This is a genomic window from Qipengyuania sp. BR81-2, assembly GCF_055693895.1.
The window spans coordinates 1,183,275-1,208,936 of record NZ_CM146344.1; the positions used below are offsets into that span (position 1 = coordinate 1,183,275).

28 protein-coding genes and 1 pseudogene are annotated in these 25,662 nt (G+C 64.3%); 16 read left to right on the forward strand and 13 right to left on the reverse strand.

Annotated elements, in window-relative coordinates; translation table 11 throughout:
• Positions 1-68: 68 nt before the first annotated feature.
• The 7 genes from ACZ1G8_RS05840 (at position 69) to ACZ1G8_RS05870 (ending at position 6,058) form a co-directional block, all read left to right on the forward strand.
• Positions 69-2,582, forward strand: coding sequence for a helicase-related protein (locus tag ACZ1G8_RS05840; RefSeq protein ID WP_472680936.1), 2,514 nt, complete (start codon positions 69-71; stop codon positions 2,580-2,582).
• A gap of 3 nt (positions 2,583-2,585) precedes the next feature.
• Positions 2,586-2,843, forward strand: coding sequence for an RNA-binding S4 domain-containing protein (locus tag ACZ1G8_RS05845; RefSeq protein ID WP_472680937.1), 258 nt, complete (start codon positions 2,586-2,588; stop codon positions 2,841-2,843).
• 49 nt (positions 2,844-2,892) lie between these two features.
• Entirely contained in the window at positions 2,893-3,231 is a 339-nt protein-coding gene (gene fdxA, locus ACZ1G8_RS05850; RefSeq protein WP_221427310.1) for a ferredoxin FdxA, read from the forward strand.
• A gap of 12 nt (positions 3,232-3,243) precedes the next feature.
• Positions 3,244-4,041, forward strand: a complete 798-nt coding sequence (locus ACZ1G8_RS05855; protein ID WP_472680938.1) for a YihY/virulence factor BrkB family protein — start codon at positions 3,244-3,246, stop codon at positions 4,039-4,041.
• Positions 4,042-4,243: 202 nt separating this feature from the next.
• The gene (locus ACZ1G8_RS05860) at positions 4,244-4,780 is read left to right on the forward strand and encodes a CarD family transcriptional regulator (protein WP_221427309.1); all 537 of its coding nucleotides are present in this window, start codon (positions 4,244-4,246) and stop codon (positions 4,778-4,780) included.
• Positions 4,781-4,916: 136 nt separating this feature from the next.
• A complete protein-coding gene (locus tag ACZ1G8_RS05865) occupies positions 4,917-5,678 on the forward strand; it encodes a head GIN domain-containing protein (RefSeq protein ID WP_472680939.1) in 762 nt (253 codons plus the stop codon).
• Positions 5,679-5,731: 53 nt separating this feature from the next.
• Positions 5,732-6,058: a hypothetical protein gene (locus tag ACZ1G8_RS05870; protein WP_472680941.1), complete on the forward strand. Its 327-nt coding sequence runs from the start codon at positions 5,732-5,734 to the stop codon at positions 6,056-6,058.
• Here the strand turns inward: ACZ1G8_RS05870 and ACZ1G8_RS05875 are convergent.
• Positions 6,055-6,984, reverse strand: a complete 930-nt coding sequence (locus ACZ1G8_RS05875; RefSeq protein ID WP_472680943.1) for an L-threonylcarbamoyladenylate synthase — start codon at positions 6,982-6,984, stop codon at positions 6,055-6,057. The two genes, ACZ1G8_RS05870 and ACZ1G8_RS05875, sit on opposite strands and share 4 nt — an antisense overlap.
• Here ACZ1G8_RS05875 and ACZ1G8_RS05880 point away from each other — a divergent pair.
• Positions 6,983-8,771, forward strand: a pseudogene (locus ACZ1G8_RS05880) (acyl-CoA dehydrogenase). The gene ACZ1G8_RS05875 and the pseudogene ACZ1G8_RS05880 sit on opposite strands and share 2 nt — an antisense overlap.
• A gap of 16 nt (positions 8,772-8,787) precedes the next feature.
• Here the strand turns inward: ACZ1G8_RS05880 and ACZ1G8_RS05885 are convergent.
• Complete coding sequence (locus ACZ1G8_RS05885) at positions 8,788-10,239, reverse strand: PQQ-dependent sugar dehydrogenase (RefSeq protein WP_472680945.1); 1,452 nt, start codon at positions 10,237-10,239, stop codon at positions 8,788-8,790.
• Positions 10,240-10,316: 77 nt separating this feature from the next.
• On the opposite strand from ACZ1G8_RS05885, the gene ACZ1G8_RS05890 reads away from it, so the two are divergent.
• Positions 10,317-10,799, forward strand: coding sequence for a GAF domain-containing protein (locus tag ACZ1G8_RS05890; RefSeq protein ID WP_472680947.1), 483 nt, complete (start codon positions 10,317-10,319; stop codon positions 10,797-10,799).
• Positions 10,800-10,802: 3 nt separating this feature from the next.
• On the opposite strand, the gene ACZ1G8_RS05895 is transcribed toward ACZ1G8_RS05890, so the two are convergent.
• From ACZ1G8_RS05895 to ACZ1G8_RS05925, 7 genes are all read right to left on the reverse strand, one after another.
• Complete coding sequence (locus ACZ1G8_RS05895; protein WP_472680948.1) at positions 10,803-11,744, reverse strand: ParB/RepB/Spo0J family partition protein; 942 nt, start codon at positions 11,742-11,744, stop codon at positions 10,803-10,805.
• Complete coding sequence (locus ACZ1G8_RS05900; RefSeq protein ID WP_221427302.1) at positions 11,741-12,529, reverse strand: ParA family protein; 789 nt, start codon at positions 12,527-12,529, stop codon at positions 11,741-11,743. The genes ACZ1G8_RS05895 and ACZ1G8_RS05900 overlap by 4 nt, the downstream gene beginning before the upstream one ends.
• Before the next feature lie 10 nt (positions 12,530-12,539).
• Positions 12,540-12,842 carry an RsmG family class I SAM-dependent methyltransferase gene (locus ACZ1G8_RS05905; protein ID WP_472680950.1) on the reverse strand — a complete coding sequence of 101 codons (303 nt, stop codon included), beginning with the start codon at positions 12,840-12,842 and terminating at the stop codon, positions 12,540-12,542.
• Complete coding sequence (locus ACZ1G8_RS05910) at positions 12,799-13,173, reverse strand: 16S rRNA (guanine(527)-N(7))-methyltransferase RsmG (RefSeq protein ID WP_472680951.1); 375 nt, start codon at positions 13,171-13,173, stop codon at positions 12,799-12,801. Before ACZ1G8_RS05910 ends, ACZ1G8_RS05905 begins: the two co-directional genes overlap by 44 nt.
• Complete coding sequence (gene mnmG, locus ACZ1G8_RS05915) at positions 13,170-15,023, reverse strand: tRNA uridine-5-carboxymethylaminomethyl(34) synthesis enzyme MnmG (protein WP_472680953.1); 1,854 nt, start codon at positions 15,021-15,023, stop codon at positions 13,170-13,172. Before mnmG ends, ACZ1G8_RS05910 begins: the two co-directional genes overlap by 4 nt.
• 81 nt (positions 15,024-15,104) lie before the next feature.
• Positions 15,105-16,379 carry a tRNA uridine-5-carboxymethylaminomethyl(34) synthesis GTPase MnmE gene (gene mnmE / locus ACZ1G8_RS05920; RefSeq protein ID WP_472680955.1) on the reverse strand — a complete coding sequence of 425 codons (1,275 nt, stop codon included), beginning with the start codon at positions 16,377-16,379 and terminating at the stop codon, positions 15,105-15,107.
• A gap of 16 nt (positions 16,380-16,395) precedes the next feature.
• On the reverse strand, positions 16,396-16,659 hold the full coding sequence (locus ACZ1G8_RS05925) for a DUF6489 family protein (protein ID WP_472680957.1): 264 nt from the start codon (positions 16,657-16,659) through the stop codon (positions 16,396-16,398).
• Between the two features lie 113 nt (positions 16,660-16,772).
• On the opposite strand from ACZ1G8_RS05925, the gene ACZ1G8_RS05930 reads away from it, so the two are divergent.
• Genes ACZ1G8_RS05930 through ACZ1G8_RS05940 form a run of 3 tightly spaced genes read left to right on the forward strand, consistent with a single transcriptional unit; the run spans position 16,773 to position 19,069 of the window.
• Positions 16,773-17,471, forward strand: a complete 699-nt coding sequence (locus ACZ1G8_RS05930; RefSeq protein ID WP_472680959.1) for a dienelactone hydrolase family protein — start codon at positions 16,773-16,775, stop codon at positions 17,469-17,471.
• 9 nt (positions 17,472-17,480) lie between these two features.
• Positions 17,481-17,678 (forward strand): hypothetical protein, encoded by a 198-nt coding sequence (locus ACZ1G8_RS05935; protein ID WP_472680961.1) that lies wholly within the window; start codon positions 17,481-17,483, stop codon positions 17,676-17,678.
• Positions 17,678-19,069, forward strand: a complete 1,392-nt coding sequence (locus ACZ1G8_RS05940; RefSeq protein WP_472680963.1) for an FMN-binding glutamate synthase family protein — start codon at positions 17,678-17,680, stop codon at positions 19,067-19,069. The genes ACZ1G8_RS05935 and ACZ1G8_RS05940 overlap by 1 nt, the downstream gene beginning before the upstream one ends.
• Before the next feature lie 6 nt (positions 19,070-19,075).
• Here the strand turns inward: ACZ1G8_RS05940 and ACZ1G8_RS05945 are convergent, their stop codons facing one another.
• The 4 genes from ACZ1G8_RS05945 to hemE form a co-directional block, all read right to left on the reverse strand.
• Entirely contained in the window at positions 19,076-19,468 is a 393-nt protein-coding gene (locus tag ACZ1G8_RS05945) for a BLUF domain-containing protein (RefSeq protein ID WP_472680965.1), read from the reverse strand.
• A 27-nt stretch (positions 19,469-19,495) separates the two neighbouring features.
• Positions 19,496-20,761 (reverse strand): transcription termination factor Rho, encoded by a 1,266-nt coding sequence (gene rho, locus ACZ1G8_RS05950; RefSeq protein ID WP_221427295.1) that lies wholly within the window; start codon positions 20,759-20,761, stop codon positions 19,496-19,498.
• Between the two features lie 155 nt (positions 20,762-20,916).
• Positions 20,917-21,363, reverse strand: coding sequence for a CopD family protein (locus ACZ1G8_RS05955; protein ID WP_472680968.1), 447 nt, complete (start codon positions 21,361-21,363; stop codon positions 20,917-20,919).
• A gap of 45 nt (positions 21,364-21,408) precedes the next feature.
• Complete coding sequence (hemE, locus tag ACZ1G8_RS05960; RefSeq protein ID WP_472680969.1) at positions 21,409-22,434, reverse strand: uroporphyrinogen decarboxylase; 1,026 nt, start codon at positions 22,432-22,434, stop codon at positions 21,409-21,411.
• Between the two features lie 373 nt (positions 22,435-22,807).
• Here hemE and ACZ1G8_RS05965 point away from each other — a divergent pair, with 373 nt between their 5' ends.
• The 4 genes from ACZ1G8_RS05965 to coaE are packed head-to-tail and all read left to right on the forward strand — an operon-like array spanning position 22,808 to position 25,651.
• Positions 22,808-23,599: a pyruvate, water dikinase regulatory protein gene (locus ACZ1G8_RS05965; RefSeq protein ID WP_247710043.1), complete on the forward strand. Its 792-nt coding sequence runs from the start codon at positions 22,808-22,810 to the stop codon at positions 23,597-23,599.
• Positions 23,596-24,192 carry a Maf family protein gene (locus ACZ1G8_RS05970; RefSeq protein WP_472680970.1) on the forward strand — a complete coding sequence of 199 codons (597 nt, stop codon included), beginning with the start codon at positions 23,596-23,598 and terminating at the stop codon, positions 24,190-24,192. The genes ACZ1G8_RS05965 and ACZ1G8_RS05970 overlap by 4 nt, the downstream gene beginning before the upstream one ends.
• Positions 24,189-25,040: a shikimate dehydrogenase gene (aroE, locus tag ACZ1G8_RS05975; protein WP_472680972.1), complete on the forward strand. Its 852-nt coding sequence runs from the start codon at positions 24,189-24,191 to the stop codon at positions 25,038-25,040. The genes ACZ1G8_RS05970 and aroE overlap by 4 nt, the downstream gene beginning before the upstream one ends.
• Positions 25,037-25,651 carry a dephospho-CoA kinase gene (gene coaE, locus ACZ1G8_RS05980; RefSeq protein ID WP_472680973.1) on the forward strand — a complete coding sequence of 205 codons (615 nt, stop codon included), beginning with the start codon at positions 25,037-25,039 and terminating at the stop codon, positions 25,649-25,651. Before aroE ends, coaE begins: the two co-directional genes overlap by 4 nt.
• Positions 25,652-25,662 lie beyond the last annotated feature (11 nt).

The window sequence follows — 25,662 nt, forward strand, 5'->3', positions numbered from 1 at the left end:
GCGGTTGTCCGGCACTTGCGGGAGACCAGCGGTTGCACTGGGCCTTGCGCGCTGCCACCTAGGCTGCAGTGAACGACGCCAGCATCAAGGCGGTCCTCGGGCCCACCAATACCGGCAAGACCCATCTCGCCATCGAGCGGATGTGCGCACACTCGAGCGGGGCTATCGGCTTCCCGCTGCGGCTGCTGGCGCGCGAGGTCTACGACCGCGTGGTCGCGATCAAGGGCGAGAAGAATGTCGCGCTGATCACCGGCGAGCAGCGGATCGAGCCCGAGGGCGCCCGTTACCTCTGCTGCACCGTCGAGGCGATGCCGCGCGCATCGAATGAGCGGGCCTTCGTGGCGCTGGACGAGGCGCAGCTTTCCGCCGACCGCGAGCGCGGGCACGTCTTCACCGACCGCCTGCTCAACACGCGCGGCCGCGAGGAAACCATGCTGCTGGGCGCAGCGACGCTCGCGCCGATGGTCGAGGCACTGGTGCCAGGCGCCGAGACCTCCGAGCGGCCGCGCTTCTCCACCCTCACCCAAATCGGCCCGCGCAAGCTCTCACGCCTGCCCCCGAGAAGCGCGATTGTCGCCTTCAGTGCGGAACAGGTATACGCGGTCGCCGAAATGCTTCGGCGTTTCCGCGGCGGGGCTGCAGTGGTCATGGGTGCGCTTTCACCGGAAACGCGCAACAAGCAGGTCGAATTGTTCCAGAATGGTGAGGTGGACTATATTGTCGCCACCGATGCCATCGGCATGGGACTCAACCTGGACGTCAACCACGTCGCTTTCGCCGGGCTGACAAAGTTCGACGGCGTTCGCATGAGGCGGCTGCAACCTGCTGAAATGGCACAGATTGCAGGCCGCGCGGGCCGCCACCAACGAGACGGCACCTTCGGCACGCTTGCAGGTGGCGGTGGCAAAACGGGCCCTGCGCCCGAATTCACCGAGGAAGAGATCTACGCGATCGAGGAACACCGCTTCGCTCCGATCACCAAGCTCTTCTGGCGCGAGCCGGAGCCACGCTTCGATACGCTTTCCACGCTCATCGCCGACCTCGAACGCCCGCCCGAGCACGAGGCGCTGCGCCTCGCCCCCGAAGCGATCGACCTCGCCACGCTGAAGCGCCTTGCCGAGGAGCCGCTCGCCGAGACGATCCGCGGCTCGGGGCAGGTCCGGCGCTTCTGGGAGGCTTGCTCGCTGCCCGATTTTCGCGCGCGCGGCCCCGACGTCCATGCCCGCTTCGTCGCGCGCCTGTGGCAGGACCTGCGTTCAGGGTATATCGGGGCGGACTATGTTGCCGCTCGCATATCCGAACTCGACAATGTCAGCGGCGATATCGATACGCTGCAGGGCCGCATCGCTGCGATTCGCAGCTGGGCCTATATCTGCCAGCGGCCCGACTGGGTGCTCGCCCGCGACGAAATGGCGTCACGCGCCCGCGGGGTCGAAGCCAAATTGTCGGACGCGCTCCATGCGCGGCTCACCGAAAGATTCGTCAACCGAAGGACTGCCATTTTGATGAAATCGCTGGGACAGGATGCCTCCATGCTCCCGATCACGCTCGCCGAGGACGGCACACTGCTCGTCGAGGACGAGGCACTCGGCAAGGTCGAGGGCTTCCGCTTCGAAGTCGACCCTGCCGCCAACCACGCCGACCGCAAGATGCTGCTCGCCGCAGCCGAGAAGGCGCTGCCCCGCATCCTGGGCGAGAAGGCCGAGGCGCTGGCGGCTTCGGACATGGCTGACGTCGAGCTGTCGCGGGGGGCGATCCGCTGGAACGGCCAGATGCTGGCAAAGCTCTCGCCGCGGGACGGGCAGGTGAAGCCCGTGCTCGAACCTTCGCGTGAAATCTCCGCCCTGCCCGATAACGCCAAGAAAACATTGCTCGATGCGCTCGATGCATGGCTCGACAAGAAACTCGAACCGCTCGAGCCCCTGCGCAAGATGCATATCGCCTCGGCCAATCCCGAGGCAGGCAGCCAGGCGCGCGCGCTGCTGCTCAACCTCATCGCCGGTCATGGCTTCGTGACCCGCGAGAAGGCGGGGATCGAGCATCTGCCCAAGGAAATGCGCCCATTCCTGCGCAAGATCGGCGTCACTTTCGGCGCGCTGGACATCTTTGCGCCGCTCCTGCTCAAGCCGGCACCCCGCCAGCTGCTGAGCGCGCTCGGCACCGATCGCCGCCCGCTGCAGGAGGCGATGCTGCCGGTCATCCCCGACGCCAAGAAGCTGCCCGCCGGCTATCGCCATGCCGGGACACAGGCGATCCGCCTCGACCTGGCCGAGAAGATCTTCCGCGCCGCGCACGAGGCGCGCTCAAAGGCCGGCAAGAGCCGCCAGTTCACCCTAGACCTGAGCCTGCCGATCTCGATCGGGCTGGAAGAGAAGAACGCCGAGCGCTTGCTCGGACAGGCGGGCTTCCGCGTCCAGCGCGCAAGGCCACTTGCGGAAGGCGCCTTCGGCCCACCGCGCCCAGATAGCTGGGAATGGCGCCCTTCGCGGCGCAAGCAGCAGCGCGGCAAGCCCCGCTCCGAGCAGAAGCCACGCGAGGGCAGCGCCTTTGCCGGCCTCGCGGACCTGATCAAGCAGGGCTGAGGCTTGCGGATCGACCGCCTGCTCTGCTTCCTGCGCTTCGTGCGCACCCGCAGCGCCGCACGCAAGCTGGTCGACGAGGGTCACATCCGCCTCAATGGAGAGCGCGTACTACGCGCCAGCCGCGATATCGCCGCGGGCGATGTCCTCACCCTGCCGCTTGGCAAGACGGTGCACCTCGTCGAGGTTCTCTCGCTGCCGGAGCGGCGCGGGCCGCCGCGCGAGGCGCAAGAATGTTATCGGGAACTTGACCCCGGTGCATGATTAGCCATAGCAGCGCAGAAACACCTACCACTCAGGGGAAACACGCCCAATGACCTATGTCGTCACCGACGCCTGCATCAAATGCAAATACACCGACTGCGTCGAGGTCTGCCCGGTTGACTGCTTCTACGAGGGCGAGAACATGCTCGTCATCAATCCTTCCGAATGCATCGATTGCGGAGTGTGCGAACCCGAATGTCCGGCCGAGGCAATCCTGCCCGATACCGAGGACAATCTCGAAAAGTGGCTTGAGCTGAACACCAAGTTCAGCGCCGAATGGCCGAACATCACCGGCCAGAAGGAACCGCCCGCAGATGCCGACGAGCACAAGGGCGAAGAAGGCAAGTTCGAGAAGTACTTCTCGCCCGAACCCGGCGAAGGCGACTGATAGCCCTTTCCGGTGCTTGCCGACCTCAAGGCCGCCTGGGTCGCGGGTAGCGACGACAATATCTCGTTGATTGCCGCGGGCATCGCCCATTATGCGCTGCTGGCGCTCGTACCTGCGCTGGGCGCGCTGGTTCTCGCCTATGGCGTGTTTGCGGACCCCGAGACGGTGGCAGGCCACATCCGCTCGCTGTCCGAAAACCTTCCTGCCGCAGCTGCCGAACTGATCGGCGAGCAGTTGCGCAATGTCAGCGAGGGCGCGGATGGTGCGAAGGGGTTTGGGCTAGCCGTTTCGCTCCTCGTCGCGCTGGTTGGTGCCCGCGGAGCTGCGCAGGCATTGATGACGGGGCTCAATATCGCCTTCAATGTCGGCGAGATGCGCGGATTCGTGCGCGGCAACCTTGTCGCCCTTGCAATCACCATAGCGGCGATCGTGGTCCTCATCGCCATAGGAGGCGGTAGCGCCGCGCTGGCAGTTATTTCCGGCCCGGTCGGCGGGCTCATCAGCTTCGCGGTGCTCGCAGGCGCCGCGACGCTCGGAGCCGCCCTCCTCTACCGCTTCGTGCCCAACAAGCCTGCACCTGAATGGATTTCAATCTGGCCCGGAGCGATCCTGTTTGCGCTTGGCTGGATAGCCGCGACCGCCGCCTTTGCTTTCTATGCCGCCAATTTCGGCAGCTACAACGCGACTTATGGCTCGCTCGGCGCCGTCGTGGTCCTGATCACCTGGTTCTATGCCAGCGCGATGATGCTCTTGCTGGGTGCCGAACTCGCGGCCGTGAAAGGAAGCGGTAAGGCCAGCAAGGTGCCTTAAACTGCGAAGACTCGCAATATTCCGCCTGCTGTGCTATATAATGCAACAACTGCCCCGGCCTGAACCGGTGTAGATGTGAGAATTGAAAGGGCCGTACCAGCCGCAACACCACCATCGGAACCAGACTGCACACCGTCAGACGGCGTGCGGCCACGGCTTTCTTTGGCGTTGCCTCCCCCGGCCCCGACGAAAGGATTGATGCATGGCGAGCAAGGCGGACGCCTTCGACGTTGGCGATTACGTTGTTTACCCCAAGCACGGCGTTGGCCGTGTCATCGAGCTCCAGAGCGAGGAAATCGCCGGCATGCAGCTCGATCTCTATGTCCTCCGTTTCGAGAAGGAGCGCATGACGCTCCGCGTTCCGGTCAACAAGGTCGAATCGATCGGCATGCGCAAGCTGTCCTCCGACAAGACGCTCAAGGAAGCCATGGAAACGCTGAAGGGCAAGCCCAAGGTTAAGCGCACCATGTGGAGCCGCCGCGCGCAGGAATACGAAGCGAAGATCAACTCGGGCGAAATCGTCCTGATCGCCGAAGTGACCCGCGACCTTTTCCGCCCCGATGACCAGCCCGAACAGAGCTATTCGGAGCGCCAGATCTTCGAAGCGGCCTCGAGCCGCCTCGCACGCGAACTCGCTGCGATGGAAAAGACCGACGAGCCGACCGCTCTCGAAAAGATTCTCGACGTGCTGCGCGAGCACGCTCCGCAGTATTACAACAACGAGGAAGAGGACGCCTGATCGCCTAACAGCCATCGGCACTCGACGAAGGGGCCGCTCCGCAGGGGGCGGCCCTTTTGCTTTGGGTTGAAGTCGGTCCAATGCTGTATTATATCGCCAATACGGCGGGCAGGAGCTCGCGCCAGGATTCAAAGGGATGAGACTTATGATTCACAAGCTTCTGAAAGGCCTCGCTCCGGTCGCCGCGCTTGCTGCGAGCGCCATGCTGACAGGCTGCAACGTCGACATGCAGATCGGTGACGGCAAGGGCGTACCGCTGGCCGAACTCGATCGTGGCGGCGATGCACCGACCGAAATCATCCTCGCGGGCCCAGATACCGTGATCATCAACACGGGCGAGACCTTCGATATCGACGTTTCCGGCGATGATGACGCCGTCGCGGCGCTGCGTTTCCACCGCGAGGACTCCTCGCTCGCCATCTCGCGCGAGAAGAACAGCGGCAAGGGCCTCGGCAGCGCAACCGTTCGCGTCACCGTACCCAGCCTGACCGCCATGGTCCTGGCCGGTTCGGGCACGATGGAAGCCGACGAGATGACCGGCAGCGCCGAGGTCACCATCGCTGGTTCGGGCACCGCCAAGGTCGCCCGCATGGATGCGGAAAAGCTCGACATGACGATCGCCGGATCGGGCGATTTCGAAGGCTCGGGCACCGCAGACCGTCTCGACATGACCGTTGCCGGTTCGGGTTCGGGCAAGATGGAAGGCCTCAAGGTCGAACGCGCCGACATCACGATCGCCGGCTCGGGCAATGCCGCCTTCGCTTCGGACGGCCGCGTCGAAGCCAGCATCGTCGGCTCGGGTGACGTCTCGGTGACCGGCAGCGCGACCTGCGAAGTCAGCGCAATGGGTTCGGGCAAGCTGCGCTGTTCTGCAGGCACGACCGAAAACGCCAGCTGATTCACCGAATACTCACCTAAACTGCTATAGGCGGTGCATCGAAAGGAACCTCGATGCACCGCCTTAATCTTGTCGCCCTTCCACTTAGCGCTGTCTTGCTCTCCGGCTGCCTCGGCACCGTTGCAGACGTGGTCACGGCACCGGTCAAGGTCGCCTCCAAGGGCGTGGACCTCGCCACCACCAGCCAGTCCGAAGCCGACGAGAAGCGCGGCCGCGAGCTTCGCAAGCGCGAGGAACGTCTCGGAAAGCTCGAGCGCGACTATGAAAAGCAGCTCGACGAATGCGAGGAAGGCGACCGCCGCGCCTGCGACGATGCGCGCGACACCTATGCCGAGATGCAGCAGATCATCCCGACCATCCCGGTCGAGCCGGAAGGCTAATCCGCCGGCGTGGCGGCGCGGCGCAGCCGGTCGTTGATCGCCTTGCCGATGCCTTCCTCCGGTATCGGCGCAACGGCTATACGCGGCTTGTCCGAGGCCGCGCCGAGGTGCAGGCACGCGTAGAGGCGTGACGCCGCTTCACCGAGATTGCCTTCGGCAGAGAGCGAGCAGTCGCCGCCAACCTCCTTGAATCCAATCAGGAATTCGTCATCGCCCGCATGGGTGGCGTCAAGGCGAACGGGTTTGCCGGGCGCATAGTGGCTGGCGAGCTGTCCGGGCGCTTCGACCCCGCCCTTGCCGCCGGTACCGCTTGCGATATCGAGCGGCCCCGGGCGCAATTCCTCCACCGAGCCATCTGCGCGGACCGCGACAATGGTGGATTCGACCCCGGCACTGCATTCGCCGCCATCGACAACCGCATCGATGCGACCCTCGAGCGAGGCCAGCACATGCTGCGCGCTCGTCGGGCTGATGAAGCCGCTGCGATTGGCCGAGGGCGCGGCAAGTGGCACACCTGCCTCGGCAAGCAGCGCCTGCATCACCGGGTGGTCGGGCATCCGCAGCGCGATGGTAGGGAGCCCAGCCGTCACGGCATCGGCCAGACCAGCGCTTTCCTTCCTCGGAAGCACGATAGTAAGCGGCCCCGGCCAGTGCTCGGATGCCAGCTTCTCCGCTTCCGGTTCGAAATCGGCCAGCTTCTTCGCCTGCTCGATGCTCGCCACGTGCACGATCAGGGGATTGAAGCTCGGGCGTCCCTTGGCCTCGTAGATCCGCGCCACGGCGTCATCGCTATCGGCCCGCGCGGCTAGCCCGTAGACCGTCTCGGTCGGGACAGCCACGAGGCCGCCTGCACGCAGGATTTCTGCGGCGCGCTCAATGCCACTCTTTGTCGCCTCAAGCGTTTCCGTAGCGTATTTGCCGCTCATGCCTGCGCGCTATATCTGCAGGCACACAAAGCCAAGAGGATTGAACGTGACCTATACCCCCGCAACGCAAGACCAGCTGCTCGCGATCCGCGTGAACGCCGGAATCGAGGAGCTTGCGAAGTCGGAGAAATTTGCCGCTGCCGAGCCCGACATGGTCGAGGCTATCGTCGAAGGCGTGGGCCAGTTCGCGGCCGGCGAATTCGCCCCGCTCAACCGCGTCGGCGATCTCGAGGGCGCGAAGCTGGAAAACGGCGTCGTGCGCCTGCCCGATGGCTATGCAGAGGCTTATGCCGAATATGTCGAGCAGGGCTGGAACGCGATCGCATCGCCTGAGGAGTTCGGCGGCCAGGGCCTGCCCTTCACTCTCGCCTGCAACGTGCTCGAGAACCTCGGCACGGCCAACATGGCGTTCAACCTCCTTCCCATGCTCAGCGTGGGCGCAATCGAGGCGCTCGAACATCACGGTTCGGAAGAGCTGCAGCAGAAATACCTCCCCGATCTAGTAAGCGGGAAGTGGTCGGGCACGATGAACCTGACCGAACCGCAGGCAGGCTCCGACGTCGGCGCGCTGCGCAGCACCGCGCATCTCATCGAGGATGGCGAGCATGCGGGCAAATACCTGATCAAGGGCCAGAAGATCTACATCACCTGGGGCGAGCACGAGCTGGCGGAGAACATCATCCACCTCGTCCTAGCGCGCCTGCCCGATGCACCCGAGGGAAGCCGCGGCATCTCGCTATTCGTGGTCCCCAAGTACCATGTGAAGCCTGATGGCTCGCTCGGCGCGCGCAACGACCTGCGCTGTGTCAGTCTCGAGCACAAGCTCGGCATCAACGCTTCGCCTACCTGCGTGATGAGCTATGGCGACAATGACGAATGCATCGGCGAGCTTGTGGGCGCGGAGAACCGCGGTCTCGCGGCGATGTTCACGATGATGAACAATGCGCGCATCAACGTCGGCAACCAGGGCGTGCAGATCGGCGAGCGCGCCACGCAGCAAGCGCTCGGCTATGCGCAGGACCGCGTGCAGTCGGCCCGCGCGGGTTCGCCGGACAAGAACCCCGTCTCGATCATCGAGCACCCTGACGTTCGCCGCATGCTGCTGCGCATGAAGGCGCTGACCGAGGGTTCGCGCGCACTGCTCTATTACACCGCCGGACAGGTCGATCGCGGCGTTCTGGGCGACGAGGCCGCCAAGGCGCGCGGCGAGGTCCTCACCCCGCTGATCAAGGCCTGGGGCACCGATATCGGCATCGAGGTCGCAAGTCTCGGCATCCAGGTGCACGGCGGCATGGGATTCGTCGAGGAAACCGGCGCGGCGCAGCACTGGCGCGATCTCGCGCATTGCCCCGATTTACGAAGGCACCAACGGCATCCAGGCCGCCGATCTCGTCACGCGCAAGCTTGGGCTCGACAACGGCGAGGCGCTGATCGGCCTGACCGAGGATATTGCTCGAGACGCGTCGGACGAGCCGGCGCTGTTTGCGCTCGCCGGTGATTGCGCGGCGATCGCCAAGTGGATGCGCGAGGATGCCAGCCTCGACGACCGTCTCGCAGGCAGCGTGCCCTTCTGCACCATGCTCTCCGTGGCGACCTCCGGTTGGCAACTTCTGCGCCAGTTGCGCGCAGTCGAGAGTGGTGAGGCTCCTGCCCTCGCCAAGACCAAGAAGGCCAGCGCGCGCTTCTTCCTCGACCGGATCGTGCCGGAGGCTGCGGGCCTCAAGGCCGCGGCGACTGCGGGTGCGCAGCCGCTCTACGAACTCGATACGGCGACGCTGCTCGGCTGAGCGGTGCCCCTCGCGATTACTCTGCCGTCACTTCGCGGGCGAAGTCCTCTTCGCCGAAGGTCGCCCGCTGCCCGCGTAGCTCGCGCTGCGGCGGAAGGCGGCGGCCGGTGATCCGCTCGATAGCGGCCTGCGGTTCTGCACCCGGCGCCGTGACGCGCCAGATGATCCCGGCGGTATCGTCGCTCACCAGCAGCGAACCGTCACCTGCCCACTCGACCCAGGTCGGGCGGCCGCGCGTCGTGCCATCGTCCTTGAGGAAGCCGGTCAGGACCGGGACGGGCTTGCCCTGCGGATTGCCGCGCTCGTCGAACTCTACGTAAACGACGTCATAGCCGGACGGCGGCTTGCGGTTCCACGATCCGTGGCGTGCGACGAAAGCGCCGCTCGAGAAGTTCTCGCCCATCCTCGCGCCTTCCTTGCTGAAGACGAGGCCGAGCGCCGCGACGTGCGGGCCCATCGAATATTCGGGGCGGCGGACGTAGTTGATGTAGGCCGGGACCGGCGCATCGACGCGGCGGTCGTAATTGTCGCCCCAGTAGACCCAGGGCCAGCCATATTGCGCACCCACCGGCACATTGGTGAGGTAGTCGGGCACAAGGTCGCTGCCGAGCATGTCGCGCTCGTTGACCGTGGTCCAGAGCTCGCCCGACCAGGGATTGAAGTCGAGGCCGTTGGCGTTGCGCAGGCCGCCCGCGAACTGGCGGCGCGAACCGGTTTCCAAGTTGATTTCCCAGATGAGCGCGCGGCCCTCTTCTGCCTCCATACCGTCCTCGCCGATATTGCTGGCCGAGCCGACTGCTATGAAGAGGCGGTCGCCTTCAGGATGCAGCTCGAGATTGCGCATCCAGTGACCTCCACCGGGCGCGAGATCTGTTACCCTGGTCGGCTCGCCCGAGGGCGCATCAGCGCCAAGTTCGTAAGGAAACGCAAGCACTTCGTCGTGGTTTGCGATGTAAAGTGTGCCGTCATTCCAGGAAAGACCCGAGGGCGAGTCCAGTCCGTCGACGAGAACCTGCCGTGTCTCCGCCACGCCGTCACCATCACCGTCGCGCAGCAGGACGATCTGGTTCGCGGATTCTCCCGTGGCGCCCGCGCGGGTCATGAGCCTGTTGGCGATCCATCCCATGATCCCGCCGCCACCCTGACTGGGAGAGCGCGTGAGCGAGACGAGGATATCGCCATTGGGCAGCGCGTAGAGAGTGCGCGGATGGTCCAGCCCCTCGGCGAAGCGCGAAACCTGCAGACCCTCCGCGGCAACCGGTACCTCGCCATCTTCCCAACCGACCGGCTCTGCAATCGCGACCGTGGGGAAGGTTTCCGCATTTGCTTCGTCGAGCGTGGGATCGGTTCCTGTGACCTCGTCGAAGGGCACGTCGGCCGTATCGCCGCGCGAGATGAAGAAGAACGCGATCGCAAGGACCAGGATCAGGACGAGAAGGGCAATGCCCAGCTTCTTGAGGATACTCATGGGCCTAGCGTTACGACAGCGCCGCTTTGCCCGCAACGCCTCTTGCAAGCGCAGCGCTTCGCCCTAAGTGACGCCCCATGTTCGATTTCCGCCCCGCGCCCGATTGTCCCAAGCCCGAAGCCTATCGCCAGCTGGTCGACGCCGCCGACGCCCTGACCTCGGGAGAACCGGATCCGGTCGCCAATATGGCGAATATCGCAGCGCTGCTGTGGGACTTCCTGCCGGACCTCAACTGGGCCGGCTTCTACCGCATGGTCGAGGGCGAGCTGGTGCTCGGCCCCTTCATGGGCCGCCCTGCCTGCATCCGTATCCCGCTCGGCAAGGGCGTTTGCGGTGTCGCCGCCAGCGATGCGGCGACGCAGCTGGTCGAGGACGTGCACGCTTTTCCCGGCCATATTGCCTGCGATTCCGAGACGAATTCCGAGCTCGTTGTGCCGGTGATCCGCGGCGGCGACGTCGTGGCGGTGATCGACCTCGACAGCCCGCTCAAGGCGCGCTTCGACGAGGAAGATCGCGAGGGAATTGAGGCACTTGCGGCGCTTATCGCCGAGCGCATCTGACCTTTAGATATCGCCGCCCGTGAGGCGCTGACAGATCAGGTCGAGCTGGTCGAGCGTGCGATAGCCGATCGTCACCGCGCCGGTGCCCGGAGCGCCTTCGGTCTTGATCTTGACCGGAAGGCCGAGGAATTCCTCGAGATGGCCCTGCACGGCCGCGATGTCGGCGTCAGTGGTGCTGTCCGCGACCGGCTTGGTTGTTCCGGGACTCGCCTTCTTGGGTTTATCTCCGCGCGCCAGCTTTTCGACTTCGCGGACCGAGAGATTGTCGTTGGCGGCACGGCGCGCGATTTCGCTCGCTTCCTCGTGGCCGATCAGCGCGCGGGCATGGCCCATGCTGAGCTTTCCGTCCGCAACCAGGGCAAGCACATCGTCGGGCAGCGCGAGCAAGCGCTGGAAGTTAGCGACGTGGCTGCGCGATTTGTCGACGAGCTTGGCGATTTCCGCCTGGGTCATCCCCTCGTCGTCCGCAAGCTTCTGATAAGCCTTGGCTTCTTCGACCGGATTTAGGTCTTCTCGCTGGAGGTTCTCGATCAGCGCGAGCGCCATCACTTCGCGCTGGTCCAATTCGCGTACGATCGCGGGGATCGTGTGGAGGCGCGCGCGCTGGGCGGCGCGCCAACGGCGTTCACCGGCGACGAGGCGATAACGGCCCTTTTCCGCCGGAGTGACGATGACGGGCTGGATAACGCCGCGCTGTGCGATCGAATCGGCGAGCTGGTCGAGCGCTTCCTCGTCGAAATGCGTGCGCGGCTGTCCGGGAAGCGGTGAAATGTCCGCTACCGGGATGTCCGCAAGGCCGCTTGCCGGCGTTGCGGGACCGACTTCGTTGCCACCGGCCTCTTTCGGGCCCTCTTCACGTACCAGCGGCTCTTCGCGCTGGATTTCGCCCATCAGCGCGCCAAGGCCGCGGCCGAGTTTCTTCTTGCGGTCGATAGCGGTGCTCATGCGGCTTTCCTCTTCTCGGGCAGGCGTCCGATCAGCTCGCGCGCCAATCCGATATAGGCGCGGCTGCCGGGGCAGTTATGGTCGTAGATCAGGGCGGGCATGCCGTGGCTCGGCGCTTCCGAGAGGCGGACATTGCGCGGAATGACGTTCTCGAAGACGAGATTGCCGAGACAGTCGCGCACGTCGTCTGCCACCTGGTCGGTCAAACGGTTGCGGCGGTCGAACATGGTCAGCGCAATACCGACGATACCGAGATCGGGATTGAAGCGCTGCTGGATGCGTTCGACCGTCTGGAGCAGTTGGCTGAGCCCTTCGAGCGCGAAGAACTCGCACTGCAGCGGCACCATCAACGTATCTGCTGCGCCGAGCGCATTGAGCGTCAGGAGGCCCAAGGAGGGCGGACAATCGATAAAGGCGATGTCGTAACCGGCGAAACCGGGTTGCGGCGCATCGAGCGCCTTCTGCAGGCGGTGTGTGCGATCCTCGACCGAAACCAGCTCGACTTCTGCGCCCGAGAGATCCTGCGTCGCGGGGACGATATCCAAGCCTGGGATCTCGGTCGGCTGCGCGGCCTGCGCGAGCGTGGCTTCACCCAGCAGCAGGTCGTAGGTCGTGTATTCGCGGGCGGAGTTTTCGATGCCGAGGCCGGTCGAGGCATTGCCCTGCGGGTCCATGTCGATCAGCAGCGTTTTCCAGCCGGACGCCGCCATTGCCGTGGCTATATTGATTGCGGTGGTCGTCTTGCCCACCCCGCCCTTCTGGTTTGCGATCGCGATTGTGATCATTTTCCCGTCCCTATCTTGCCGCCCCAATTCGACCTCGGCCGACCACGATTCCGGCCTCATCGTCGGTCAGCGATTGTTCCACGTGGAACAATTTTCGCTGGGCTTTCGGCAGCTCGCTTACTTCTTGCGCCGCCGATCGCCCTTTGGGCAACACCCAGTATGTGCCCGCTGTGGAGAAGCGTGAGGATAAACTGAGGAGTTTAGGAAGTGGCGCAAAGGCCCGGGCCGAGATTACCGCGGCTTTGCGGCTTTCGGCGAGCTCGAGTCGTTTACCTTCGATTTCGCATTTTTCGAGGGCAAGCTTCTCCTTCATCGTCTCCAGCCAGTCGACGCGGCGGCGACGTGATCTCGACGAGGACGGTCGGCTGCTCCGGTCGGAGGATGGCGAGGACGAGGCCGGGAAAGCCTGCCCCGCTGCCCAGGTCGAACCAGGCGCCCTGTGTTCCACGTGGAACATGCGTCAGGAGCTGCGCAGAGTCGGCGAAATGCCGTATCCACATGGTGTCGAGCGATCCGCGCGAGACGAGGTTCTGGCGCTCGTTCTCTTCGCGCAGGGCCGCGCCCAATGCCTCAAGCCTCTCGATAGCATCCGCCCCGCCCCAATCGGAAATGAATGCGCGTGCCTGCGCTTCGTCGCGGATCATGCAGCGCGCTCCTCTAGCCGGCGCGCATGGACAAGCAGGGCCGCAAGTGCAGCGGGAGTGATGCCCGGCACACGCCCTGCGGCAGAAAGAGTCTCGGGCCGCGCCTTGCTGAGGCGCTCAACCATCTCGTTCGAAAGTCCCGGAACGTTCCCATACGGAAAGTCCTGCGGGAGACGGAGCTTCTCGCCCGCCTTCAGGTCGCGCAGTTCGGCCTCCTGCCGTGCAAGGTAGGGTTCGTAGATCGCGTCCTCGACCATTTCGACGGTCAGCGCATCCTGCGCGTCGAGCCCCCCGACAATCCGCGAGAGTTCGTCGATCGAGATTTGCCCACCCCTCAACCAGTCCCGCAGGCGCTGCGAACCGCGGTCGGACTTGGCCTTCACACCGCCCTCGATCAGGGCGTTGGCATGCACCTCTTCGTCGAGCTGGTTGTCGATGACCGAGCGACGTGCCTCACGCGATGCGAACCATTCCGCCCGCTCCTCGCCCACCAGGCCTGCTTCGATGCCAAGACCGGTCAGGCGGGTATCAGCATTGGCAGCACGAAGTCGCAGCCGGTATTCGGCGCGCGCCGTTAGCATGCGGTAGGGCTCGCTCACGCCCTGGAGCGTGAGGTCGTCGACCATCACGGCGATGTAGGAATTGCTTCGGTCGAGGCCCACGGGATCGCGGCCAAGCACCTTCGCCGCCGCATTCATGCCGGCGACGAGGCCCTGGGCGGCCGCTTCTTCATATCCGGTCGTTCCGTTGATCTGCCCTGCACAATAGAGACCCGGCATATCGCGCAGTTCGAGCCCTGGCGTCAGCGCGCGCGGGTCGATGTGGTCGTACTCCACGGCATATCCCGGCACCGCCATCTCGACCCTCTCGAGCCCCTTCATGGCGCGAAGCATGTCGTGTTGGACGTCGACGGGCAGCGATGTGCTGATGCCGTTGGGATAGACGAGATGCGTCGACAGTCCCTCGGGTTCGAGGAAGATCTGGTGGCCTTCACGATCACCGAAGCGGTGGATCTTGTCCTCGATGGACGGGCAATAGCGCGGCCCCGCAGCACCGATCGCTCCGGAAAAGAGCGGCGACCGGTCTAGGTTTGCGCGGATGATGTCATGCGCTTCAGCATTCGTCCGAGTGATGGCGCAGAAGACCTGCGGGTTCATACGGCGCTTCGACAGCGAGGACATGGTCCAGCTCTCGCCATCGGAAGGCTGCTCCTCGAGCGAAGCCCAGTCGATCGTGCGCCCGTCGAGGCGGGGCGGAGTACCCGTCTTGAGCCGCGCCATCGGCAGGTCGGCCTCGCGAAGCTGCGCTGCAAGGACGCGCGCGGCGTCCTCGCCGATCCGTCCGCCTTCGAAGCGCTCCTCGCCGCGGAACAGCGTTCCGCCGAGGAAGGTGCCGGTGCACAGGATCACCGCCGAAGCCTCGATTGCGGTTTCGTCGGCCAGGTTCAGTCCGCAGACCGCCGCGCCCTCGAAGCGCAGCGAGGCGGCCTCCCCCTCTACGAGAGAGAGGTTGTCTTGTTGCGCAACCAGGCCCTGCACCGCCTTATGGAAGAGAACACGGTCGGCCTGCACGCGCGGGCCCCAGACAGCGCTACCCTTCGAGCGGTTGAGCATGCGGTAGTGGATCGCCGCGGCATCGGCCGCGCGGCCGATCACCCCGTCGAGCGCATCCACCTCGCGCACGAGGTGGCCCTTGCCGAGGCCCCCGATTGCCGGATTACAGCTCATCGCGCCGATCTTGGACAGGTCGAAGCTTACGAGTGCGGTGTTCGCGCCCATGCGTGCGGCCGCACATGCCGCCTCGACGCCGGCATGACCGCCGCCGACCACGATGATGTCGAAACTCTGCATGTGCGGGCCGATACCGCAATCATCCGCGCGATCAAAGACAAAGCTGTTCCACGTGGAACAATCGCGGCGAAATGCGCGAAGTCACTTCCCGATACAGAAGCGTCCGAACAAAGCGTCGAGCATGTCTTCGGTCGAATGGCGCCCTAGCAAACGGTCGAGCGCGAGCCGCGCAAGACGCAGGCGCTCACCGGTCAGGAGCGGGTCGTCATCGGCGGAAATGTCTTTGATCGCAGCAAGCGCCTCGACGAGGGCGGAACCCTGCCGCGCATTGAGCGCCGCTTCACCCGGTTTCGGAAGTAACGACCTCGCCGCATCCACCAGCCCTCGGGTGAGATCGCCGACTCCGGCACCGGTTACTGCCGAAACCACATACTTTGGCTCTCTCTTTGCGCTATCATCGACATCGCAGCGCGACGCGATCTCCCATGCGCCATCGGGACCTTCTCCCTCCGGACCGAGCCACAGGACGATATCCGCCTTTTCGAGTTCGGTCCGTGCACGGCCGATACCGATCTGTTCGATCTGCCCCGCCCCTTCCTCGCGCAGGCCTGCGGTGTCGACCAGCACGAAGGGCACGCCCGAGAAAGCGACCGGGCGCTCGATCACGTCGCGTGTGGTGCCGGCCTCCTCGGAGACGATCGCCGCGCCCTCGTCGAGCAGTGCATTGAACAGAGAAGACTTGCCCGAGTTCGGCGGTCCGGCAAGGACCACCCGCACCCCGTCGCGCAGGCGTTCCGCGCGCGGAGCCTCGATCGTCTCTCGCCACTCGCCCGCAAGCCTCGAAAGTTCCACGTGAAACATCTCGGGCAGAGCATCGACATCATCCTCATCGCCGAAATCGAGAACGGCCTCGACTAACGCGGACAGATGCAGGACCCGGTCTCGCCACTCTTCGACCGTGCGCGACAAACCGCCGGCGGCGGAGGCCTGCGCAGCGCGGCGCTGCAATTCGGTTTCAGCCGCGAGCAGGTCTCCGAGCCCTTCGGCTTCGGCGAGGTCGATCACGCCATTGGCAAAAGCACGGCGGGTGAACTCGCCAGGCTCCGCGCGGCGCAAACCCTCGATTGCTCCGAGCGCGTCCTCGATAGCGGCAACGACCGCCCTGCCACCGTGGCAATGGAATTCCGCCAGGTCCTCACCCGTCGCGGTGCGCGGGCCATCGAACCACAGCACGAGAGCACGGTCGAGCTGGCGTCCCTCGCCGTCACGCAGTGTGCGCAAGCTCGCGCGGCGGGGCTCGGGAAGCTCACCGGCCAGCGCGCGCACCGCGTTACCGGCTGCAGGCCCGCTGATCCGCACCACACCGATGGCAGCGGGTGGCGCTCCGCTCGAGAGGGCGAAGATCGTGTCAGTCATGCGCTGGGCGAGAGTATCAGTCGTCGGAGGGTTCGGGCTTCTTGTTCTGCGCCTTGGCAGCCTGCGCGCCTTCCATGAAGCTCTGGAAAAGCTTGAAGCCGGCCTGCCCCATCGGTGCGAGCTGGCGTGCATAGTCCTGAAGCTGGTCGGTGTTAGAAACACCCTTCATCGCCTTCGACATCATGTCGACATAGATATCGTTCGCCTTGCCCACGTCGGGCAGGCCCATGAAAGTCCGCGCCTCCTCGGGCGTGCAGTCGATTTCGATATGGACCTTCATCGCGTTTCCTCCGTTAGAGCTTGCATCAAGCCGCTTCTTGCGCCCTATCTGGGACTGCAAGTCGCGTCATGCAAGCATAATACACCGACCCAAGTCGAGGGAGACTTTTCGAAATGAGCGAGACCGTCAAGATTGCCACCCTTTCCGGCGATGCGAAATTCGATGCCTATGTCGCCCGGCCGGCCGGTACGCCGCGCGCATCTATCCTCGTGATCCAGGAGATTTTCGGGGTCAACGCCGGCATTCGCCGCAAATGCGACAAGCTCGCCGAAGACGGATACCTCGCGGTCGCGCCCGACCTGTTCTGGCGGCTCGAACCGGGTGTCGAACTCGATCCGGATGTCGAGCCCGAGTTCCAGCGCGCCCTCGACCTGATGGGCAAGTTCGACCAGGACCAGGGCATTCGCGATATCGAGGCGACGATCCACCACATCCGCCGCGAAGAAAGCGTCGAGAAGGTCGGCTGTGTCGGATACTGCCTCGGCGGCCGCCTCGCCTACATGACCGCAGCGCGCACCGACGTGAATGCTTCGGTCGGCTATTACGGCGTCGGGATCGATGGCCTGCTGAACGAGAAGCACGCCATCGCCCATCCGCTGATGCTGCACATCCCCACCGAAGACGGTTTCGTCGACAAGGATACGCAGAAGGCCATGCACGAGGGGCTGGATGACCACCCCAAGGTCACGCTCCACGACTACGAAGGCCTCGACCACGGGTTCGCCACCGAATTCGGCAAGCGGCGCAGCGAGGAGGCGGCCAATCTCGCTGATGGGAGGACCGCGGAATTCTTCAGGGAGAACCTCGCATAGGGCGCGCTCGTGATCGAACGCATTCCCTTCCGCTATTTCGTCCCCGTGGCGCTGCTGCTTCTCGTGGTGGCGTGCTGGGTGGTCGAACCGCTCCGTTGGACTCTCTGGATCCTGGTCCCGCTCACGCTGCTGGCTATATGGGATTTTTCCAGCCACATCATACACTTAGACGAAATTATCCGCTGCTGGGCCGTATCAGGTGGCTGATGGAAGACCTGCGCCCTTTCGCTCAGGCCTATATCGTCGAGGACGATCTCGAAGGCCGCCCCTTCAGCCACCAGGCGCGCGCGCTCGTCTATGCGCGCGCCAAGGGCGATCTCGACAAGCACCCGATGGGAACCGAGCTCGACGTCTATTCGGACGAATACGAGTGGGTCGGCCACTCGATCGCGCCGAGCCGCAACACGCCCGAAGAGTGGCGCGTCACGGTCGGCGAAGGCGTTTGCGACAAGCCCTATTCCTCATCGCTCCTCAATATCTCGGCCATGAGCTTCGGTTCGCTCTCGGCGCGCGCCATCGAGGCGCTCAACGCCGGCGCAAAGCTCGGCAACTTCGCGCACAATACAGGTGAAGGCTCGATAAGCCGCTATCACCGCAGCCCTGGCGGAGACCTCATCTGGGAACTGGGAAGTGGCTATTTCGGCGCCCGGCGCGAGGACGGCCGCTTCGATCCCGACCAGTTCCGCGAGAATGCCGCGAGCGACCAGGTCAAGATGATCGAGCTCAAGCTCAGCCAGGGCGCCAAGCCCGGCCATGGCGGCGTCCTTCCCGGGGCCAAGGTCACGCCCGAAATCGCCGAGGCGCGCGGCGTCCCCGTGGGGGAGGACGTACTCTCTCCCGCAGCGCATCCTGAATTCGACACGCCGATCGAGATGCTCGAGTTCGTCACCCGCTTGCGCGAATTGTCGGGCGGCAAACCTACCGGAATCAAGCTGTGCGTCGGGCTGCCGCACGAGATCTTCGCGATCGGCAAGGCCATGCTCGAGACTGGACTGCACCCCGACTTTATCACGGTCGACGGTGCGGAAGGCGGGACCGGCGCTGCGCCGCTCGAGCTCAGCAATTCGGTCGGCATGCCGCTGCGCGAAGGCCAGATCTTCGTGCGCAACATGCTCGTCGGCATCGGCATGCGCGACAAGGTGAAGATCGCGACCAGCGGCAAGATTCACTCGGGCGCACAGATGGCCAAGAGCTTCGCGCTCGGCGCCGACTGGTGCAATGCCGCACGCCCCTTCATGTTCGCGCTCGGCTGTGTGCAATCGATGAATTGCCACAAGGGCACCTGCCCCACCGGCGTCGCCACCCAAGAGGAATGGCGCCAGCGCGGCCTCGTCGTGGAAGACAAGGCGCCGCGCGTGGCCCGTTTCCAGAGCCAAACGCTGTTTTCCTTGCGCGAAATCGTGATCGCCATGGGCCTCGACAGCCCTTGGGAAATGAAGCCGCTCGACATGCGCGAACGCATCAATGGCGCACGCTCGGATGCCTTCGACAAGATCTACTATTTCGCAGAGGAAGGCGTGCTGCTGCACAAACCGCAAACGACGCCTCTGGCAAGGCACTGGTCGGCGGCACGGGCGGACAGTTTCCGGCGGGCCTGACGCGGCTCAGCCTGCGGCCAGGAAGGCCTCGAGCGCGGCCTGCAACTCCTCGCCACCCTCTTTCTGGGCAACGATGCCGCGGATTTCCTCCATCGCTGGCTGAGCGCCGAAATTGATGAGCTGTTTCATCGACCAATCGGGAAACCAGCGCTCCTGCGCGGTCTGCCGCAGAAGCACGGTCAGGTCGCGGTGCCGAGGATCGCGCTCGATATGGGCAACCAAGCCTTCGACGGCGAGTGGCGGGCCTTCGAGCAATTGCAGGAACCGGTCCGCGTCGTGGATGAGGAAACCGGTTACTTCCCGATCGGGGTTATTGCGCGAGGAGGTTTCGATGATCTCGAACACGTCTTTCGTGCCGACCCCATCGTTGGCGATGCTCTGGTAAAGCAGCCGCTGCATTGCCCCTCGCGCTCCCTTCTTTGGCGGTTACTGGTTCATCGTAGCGAAGAAGTCTTCGTTGGTCTTGGAATCCTTCATCTTGTCGAGGAGGAATTCCATCGCGTCGACCGTGCCCATCTGCATGAGGATACGGCGCAGGACCCACATCTTGGAGAGCTTGTCCTTCTCGACCAGCAGCTCTTCCTTGCGGGTGCCGGACTTGCCGACGTCGAGCGCCGGGAAGATACGCTTGTCGGCGACCTTGCGGTCGAGGACGATTTCGCTGTTACCCGTGCCCTTGAACTCTTCGAAGATGACCTCGTCCATGCGGCTGCCGGTGTCGATCAGCGCGGTGGCGATAATCGAGAGCGAGCCGCCTTCTTCGATGTTACGCGCCGCACCGAAGAAACGCTTCGGGCGCTGCAGTGCGTTCGCATCGACACCGCCGGTCAGCACCTTGCCCGAGCTGGGCACGACGGTGTTGTAGGCGCGACCGAGACGCGTGATCGAGTCGAGCAGGATGACGACATCCTTCTTGTGCTCGACGAGGCGCTTGGCCTTCTCGATCACCATTTCTGCGACCTGCACGTGGCGGTTGGCAGGCTCGTCGAAGGTCGAGGAGATGACCTCGCCTTTCACGCTGCGCTGCATGTCGGTGACTTCTTCCGGACGCTCGTCGACGAGCAGGACCAGGAGGAAGACTTCCGGGTGGTTGTCGGTGATCGCCTTGGCGATGTTCTGCAGCAGGACAGTCTTACCCGTACGCGGCGGCGCGACGATCAGTGCGCGCTGGCCCTTGCCCTGCGGCGAGATGATGTCGATCACGCGCGCCGACTTGTCCTTGACGGTCGGATCGAGCGTATCGAGGTTGAGCTTCTCTTCCGGATAGAGCGGCGTGAGGTTGTCGAAATTGGTGCGCGTGCGCACGTTCGCCGGATCCTCGTAATTGACCGAGGTCAGGCCAGTCAGTGCGAAGTAGCGCTCGCCTTCCTTGGGCGCGCGGATCTGGCCTTCGACGGTGTCACCGGTCCTGAGACCCCATTTGCGGATCTGGTTGGGCGAGACGTAGATGTCGTCGGGGCCGGCGAGGTAATTCGCCTCGGGGCTGCGCAGGAAGCCGAAGCCGTCCTGCAGCACCTCGATCGTGCCGATGCCCATGATCTCTTCGTCGTATTCTTCATCGTCCGCGAGTTCGCGGAGGATGCAGAACATGAGGTCCTGGCGGCGCATGGTGCCCGCGGCCTCGACACCCAGCTCTTCGGCCATGGCCACGAGCTCTGCGGGTGCTTTTGCTTTCAAGTCTTTGAGATGCATGTATTTTCTCGAATATTCGAATGTGGAAATGGCCGGCAGGTCGATGGGCTTGGAGAAAGCGGACCTGGTCCCGTTATGGATGCGGGACCTCTCGCCGGTCGGTAGGGTTCAGATAAATTCGCTTGGAGGCCGCGTCAATCGATAACGCGGACGCATCACATGTAGCGGAAGACGACGACGGTCACCACGATCAGCGCCAGCAGCACGCCGGGAACCTCGCCCCACATGCGCAGCTGTTTCTCAGTCAGCGGGCGTTCGCCAGCAGCCATCTTCTTCGATTGGGCCACGAGATAGCCGTGGAAGCCGCTCAGAGCCACGACAAGCAGCAATTTGACGTGCAGCCATCCCTCACCCCACACCTGCAGCGTTTGCGCCAGAAGCAGGCCCAGGATCCACACCACGATGATGCTGGGTGTGAGGATGATCTTGCGTAGCAGCCCCATGCGCTTCGCCCAGAGCTTCGATTCTTCCGAATCCGGCGCGGCCGGGTGGAGATAGATCATCTGGCGCGGAAGCATGAAAAGTCCGGCAAGCCAGAAGACCATGAAGATGATGTGGCCTGCCTTGAGCCAGAGATAGGTCATCGAAAGCACATCCTGCATGACTGCGATGTAGCGACACCGCGCGCCGATTTCATCCCCGCCTGATCAGACGGCGTGTTTGCGAACCGCAGCGATCAGCCGCTCGACGTGTTCGATCGGCGTGCGCCGGTCGATCCCGTGGCCGAGATTGAAGACATGCGGCCGCCCGGAAAAGGCATCGAGGATCGTGCGCACGCGCTTTTCGAGCTCGTCCGATCCGGCAAGAAGCAGCAGAGGATCGAGATTGCCCTGTACCGGCATGCCTTCGGGCAATTCGCGCGCGACCCAAGCGGGATCGAGCGTTTCATCGACGCCGACGGCCTTCACGCCCGTCTCGCGGGCATAGGCGGGAAGCTTCTCGCCCGAACCCTTCGGAAAGCCGATTACCGGAGTATCCGGGTGCTTCTCGGCCAGCGCTGCAACGATGCGCGCATTGGGCGCGATGACCCATTTCTCGAATTCGTCGGGAGCAAGGCTGCCTGCCCAGCTATCGAACAGCTGGACTGCTTCTGCTCCCGCCTCGATCTGGCCGGAGAGGTAAGTGATCGTCTCGTCCACGATCGCATCGATAATCACCTGAAGCGCTGCCGGATCGCAATAGGCGAGTGCGCGGGCCTCGTGCTGGTCGCGGCTCCCTTCGCCTGCCACCATGTAGGTCGCCACGGTCCAGGGACTCCCCGCAAAGCCCAACATGGTCACGCCTTCGGGCAGGCGCTTTCGGCACAGGCGCACCGTCTGGTAGATCGGCTCGTAGCGCGAGGGGTCGCGCGTGAGTGCATCGAGCGATGAATCGACCAGCTTGGGCGAAAGCTTGGGTCCCTCGCCCGCAAGGAATTCGAGGTGCTGGCCCAGTGCATGCGGCACGATCAGGATATCGGAAAACAGGATCGCCCCGTCGAAACCGAAGCGGTCGATCGGCTGCAAGGTGATCTCGCAGGCTGCCTCGCTATCGTAGGCCATCGCGAGGAATCCGCCCTTCTTGGCGCGCAGCTCGCGATATTCGGGAAGGTAGCGCCCCGCCTGGCGCATGAGCCAGAGAGGGACCTGGCCGCTAGGCGTGCCGTTCAGCGTGTCGAGAAGGAGACCGGGCATTCAGGAGTCCAATAATACCTAGTTATTATAAGGATTGATGGAGTCTGTTGGCCCTGTGGATATCGGGCACAAGCGGCCCCTGCCCGAATTCTTCGGCGATTGGAAGGCTTCTGGCGGGTTTGCGACTCGTGGTCGCACATGAGTCGAGTCAAACTTGTCCCCACTGTTCCCAGCCTGCGCAAAACTCGTCCCTTGGTGTGCGGGAATCACCCCCGAAGATGACTCGTAGCGGGGAGGGAATTCATCACCGAACTTGTCGCCAGACCTGTCCCGTGGTTTATCCCGCCGCTGTCCACAGGCCGAGAGCGAGGCTCCTATCTCCCAACGCATCCATCTCCACCTGCTCTCCGATTCCACCGGCGAGACACTGGAAATGCTGGCAAAAGCGGCGCTAGCGCAGTTCGACGACGCCGATGTCGTGCGCCATTTCTGGCCCATGGTCAGGAGCAAGCAGCATCTCGACCGGATCGTACCCGAACTCAAGGCCAATCCCGGGCTCGTGCTGTTCACGCTGGTCAATCCCGAGGCGCGCGGAAGGCTCGAAGAGGTCTGCGCGCAGAACGGCCTGCCCGCTGTGCCCATTCTCGACCGCGTCACCGAGGCACTGGAAAAGGCGCTCGGCCAGCAGGCCCACGGCCGTCCGGGCAAGCAGCACCAGATGGACAAGGCCTATTTCGAGCGCGTCGAGGCGATCCAGTTCACCATCGCACATGACGACGGTGTCGGCTGGGAGAACTGGGAGGAGGCCGATATCCTGCTCGCGGGCGTGTCGCGCAGCTCGAAGACGCCGACCAGCATCTATCTCGCCAATCGCGGCTACAAGGTCGCCAACATCCCGCTGGTGGTCGAAAGCCCGCCCCCGCCCAAGCTCTTCGATCTGAAAGGCCCGATGATCGTCGGCCTGACGACCGCGCCCGAGCGGCTCGTCCAGATCCGCCGCAACCGCCTGCTGACTCTCAACGAGAAGTCGCAGACCGACTATGTCGACAACGAGCGGGTGAAGAGCGAGGTCGCCTTCGCGCGGCGCATGTTCGCCGACAATGGCTGGCCGGTCATCGACGTCACGCGCCGCTCGATCGAGGAAACCGCAGCCGCCGTGATCCGCCTGCTTGGCGAACGCGAACAGCGCGAACAGGGCCTGTTCGAAGGGATGAAGCCGATATGAGCGGGCTTGCGAAGGAAACAATCGTGCTCGCCTCCAACAGCGCATCGCGCAAGGCCATGCTCGAGGCGGCGGGAGTCCCGTTCGAAGCGCGCGGAGCCGATATCGACGAGCGCGGCCTCGAAGCCGAGATGGAAGGTGCAGAGCCGGCTGAGATCGCCCAGGCGCTGGCCGCAGCCAAGGCAGCCGCGGTCGAGGCGGACGGGGTCGTGCTCGGCAGCGATTCCCTCGTCGAAGTGGACGGTCGCCGTTTTGACAAGCCCGCCAGCCGTGAGCAGGCCGCCGAGCACCTGAGGTTCTTCTCGGGCAAGGTGATGACGCTCCACAGCGCGGCGGCGCTGGCGAAGGATGGACAGATCGTCTGGGTCGGTTCCGATTTCGCGCGGCTACGCGTGCGCGACCTGTCGGAGGAATTCATCGAGGCCTATCTCGATGTCGAATGGCCCGAGGTCTCCTATTGCGTCGGCGTCTTCCGGATAGAAGGTCCGGGGGTCCAGCTGTTCGAGAGCATCATGGGCGATCAGTTCACCGTCCTCGGCATGCCATTGCTCCAAGTGCTCGCCGCGCTTCGCAAACAGGGTGTGCTTGCCTCGTGACGATATATGCCGAAGTGATCGGCGATCCGATCGCCCAGTCGAAGTCTCCGCTGATCCACGGTTCCTGGATCGAGCAGCTCGGGCTCGACGCCGAGTACCGTGCGCATCATGTCACGAGCGATGATCTTGCGGACTATATCGCCTCGCGGCGCGAGGATCCCGACTGGCGCGGCTGCAATGTCACCATGCCGCATAAGCAGGCGGTGATCCCGCTGGTCGACCGGCTCGAACCGTTGGCGAAGCGCGTGGGTGCGGTCAACACGATCCACCGCGCCCCGGACGGCAAGCTCGTCGGTCGCAACACCGATGTCGCGGGCTTCCTCGAGCCGCTGCGTGAGCGGCTGGCGAAGCAGCACTATTTCCGCATGGCGCGGGTGCTCGGTACGGGCGGGGCGGCCCGCGCGATCGTGGCCGGGCTCTCTCGCGAAGGCTTCACCATCGTCCTTGCCGGCCGCAACCCGGGAAAGGCGGGCGCGCTCCTGTCCGAACTGGCCGAGGGCGAGCATCACGCCGCCGATCTTGCGCATTTCGCAGAAACGACAGACTTCGACTTCGACGACCGCGAAGGCTGCTGCGACCTCGTCGTGAATGCCAGCCCGCTCGGCATGCGCGGCCAGCCTCCCCTGCCCTTCGACTGGAGCCATGCGCCGCCAGGCTCGCTCGCTTATGACATAGTCACCGATCCGGTCGAAACGGACTTCCTCGCAAATGCCCGCGCGGCCGGTTTCGAGACCATCGACGGGCTCGCCATGCTGATCGGCCAAGCCGCGGCTGCCTTCACCCACTTCTTCGGCGAAGAGGCGCCGCGCGATGGCGACGCCGAACTGCGCGAAAGGCTTCTTGCATGACGAAACCGCTCATCATCGGCCTCACGGGTTCGATCGGCATGGGAAAGTCGACCGTCGCGGCGATGTTCGAAGCCGCGGGCGTGCCGGTTTTCGATGCCGACGCCGAAGTGCGCGCCATGCAGGGGCCCGGCGGCGAGCTGGTCCCTGCGATCGAGGCGGAGTTCCCGGGAAGCACCGACGAGAACGGCGTGCTGCGCGATCATCTCGGCAAGCAGGTCTTCGGCGACAAGGAAGCGCTCGCCCGGCTAGAGGCGATCGTCCACCCGGCCGTGGCGGCGAAACGCGAGGCTTTCCTGATCGAGCATTTCGGCGCGCCCTTCGTCGTTTTCGACATCCCGCTCTTGTTCGAGAAGGGCGGCCATGCGGCGGTCGACCGGATCGTCGTCGTCTCCGCGCCTTCGGAAGTGCAGCGCAAGCGCGTGCTCGCCCGGCCCGATATGACGCCCGAAAAGTTCGCCCATATCCTCTCGCTTCAGACACCCGATGCCGATAAGCGAGAGCGCGCCCACCACATCATCGATACCGGCCAGTCGCTCGCCGAAACGGAAGACGAGGTGATCGACCTAATCGCGCTTCTGCGAGCCGAGATAGGTAGCCAAGACCCCTTGTAATCTGCGGAATT

Coding starts and splice junctions, on each gene's coding strand:
- rho (WP_221427295.1), bottom strand. CDS start 20,761: ATGCATCTCAAAGACTTGAAAGCAAAAGCACCCGCAGAGCTCGTGGCC.
- ACZ1G8_RS05910 (WP_472680951.1), bottom strand. CDS start 13,173: ATGATCCGCGACGAAGCGCAGGCACGCGCATTCATTTCCGATTGGGGC.
- ACZ1G8_RS05930 (WP_472680959.1), top strand. CDS start 16,773: ATGAGCGAGACCGTCAAGATTGCCACCCTTTCCGGCGATGCGAAATTC.
- ACZ1G8_RS05860 (WP_221427309.1), top strand. CDS start 4,244: ATGGCGAGCAAGGCGGACGCCTTCGACGTTGGCGATTACGTTGTTTAC.
- ACZ1G8_RS05890 (WP_472680947.1), top strand. CDS start 10,317: ATGTTCGATTTCCGCCCCGCGCCCGATTGTCCCAAGCCCGAAGCCTAT.
- ACZ1G8_RS05885 (WP_472680945.1), bottom strand. CDS start 10,239: ATGAGTATCCTCAAGAAGCTGGGCATTGCCCTTCTCGTCCTGATCCTG.
- ACZ1G8_RS05865 (WP_472680939.1), top strand. CDS start 4,917: ATGAGACTTATGATTCACAAGCTTCTGAAAGGCCTCGCTCCGGTCGCC.
- mnmE (WP_472680955.1), bottom strand. CDS start 16,379: ATGACTGACACGATCTTCGCCCTCTCGAGCGGAGCGCCACCCGCTGCC.
- ACZ1G8_RS05945 (WP_472680965.1), bottom strand. CDS start 19,468: ATGCAGCGGCTGCTTTACCAGAGCATCGCCAACGATGGGGTCGGCACG.
- mnmG (WP_472680953.1), bottom strand. CDS start 15,023: ATGCAGAGTTTCGACATCATCGTGGTCGGCGGCGGTCATGCCGGCGTC.
- ACZ1G8_RS05870 (WP_472680941.1), top strand. CDS start 5,732: ATGCACCGCCTTAATCTTGTCGCCCTTCCACTTAGCGCTGTCTTGCTC.
- ACZ1G8_RS05900 (WP_221427302.1), bottom strand. CDS start 12,529: ATGATCACAATCGCGATCGCAAACCAGAAGGGCGGGGTGGGCAAGACG.
- coaE (WP_472680973.1), top strand. CDS start 25,037: ATGACGAAACCGCTCATCATCGGCCTCACGGGTTCGATCGGCATGGGA.
- hemE (WP_472680969.1), bottom strand. CDS start 22,434: ATGCCCGGTCTCCTTCTCGACACGCTGAACGGCACGCCTAGCGGCCAG.
- ACZ1G8_RS05925 (WP_472680957.1), bottom strand. CDS start 16,659: ATGAAGGTCCATATCGAAATCGACTGCACGCCCGAGGAGGCGCGGACT.
- ACZ1G8_RS05940 (WP_472680963.1), top strand. CDS start 17,678: ATGGAAGACCTGCGCCCTTTCGCTCAGGCCTATATCGTCGAGGACGAT.
- ACZ1G8_RS05895 (WP_472680948.1), bottom strand. CDS start 11,744: ATGAGCACCGCTATCGACCGCAAGAAGAAACTCGGCCGCGGCCTTGGC.
- fdxA (WP_221427310.1), top strand. CDS start 2,893: ATGACCTATGTCGTCACCGACGCCTGCATCAAATGCAAATACACCGAC.
- ACZ1G8_RS05965 (WP_247710043.1), top strand. CDS start 22,808: ATGCTGGCAAAAGCGGCGCTAGCGCAGTTCGACGACGCCGATGTCGTG.
- ACZ1G8_RS05970 (WP_472680970.1), top strand. CDS start 23,596: ATGAGCGGGCTTGCGAAGGAAACAATCGTGCTCGCCTCCAACAGCGCA.
- ACZ1G8_RS05955 (WP_472680968.1), bottom strand. CDS start 21,363: ATGCAGGATGTGCTTTCGATGACCTATCTCTGGCTCAAGGCAGGCCAC.
- ACZ1G8_RS05875 (WP_472680943.1), bottom strand. CDS start 6,984: ATGAGCGGCAAATACGCTACGGAAACGCTTGAGGCGACAAAGAGTGGC.
- ACZ1G8_RS05905 (WP_472680950.1), bottom strand. CDS start 12,842: ATGAAGGAGAAGCTTGCCCTCGAAAAATGCGAAATCGAAGGTAAACGA.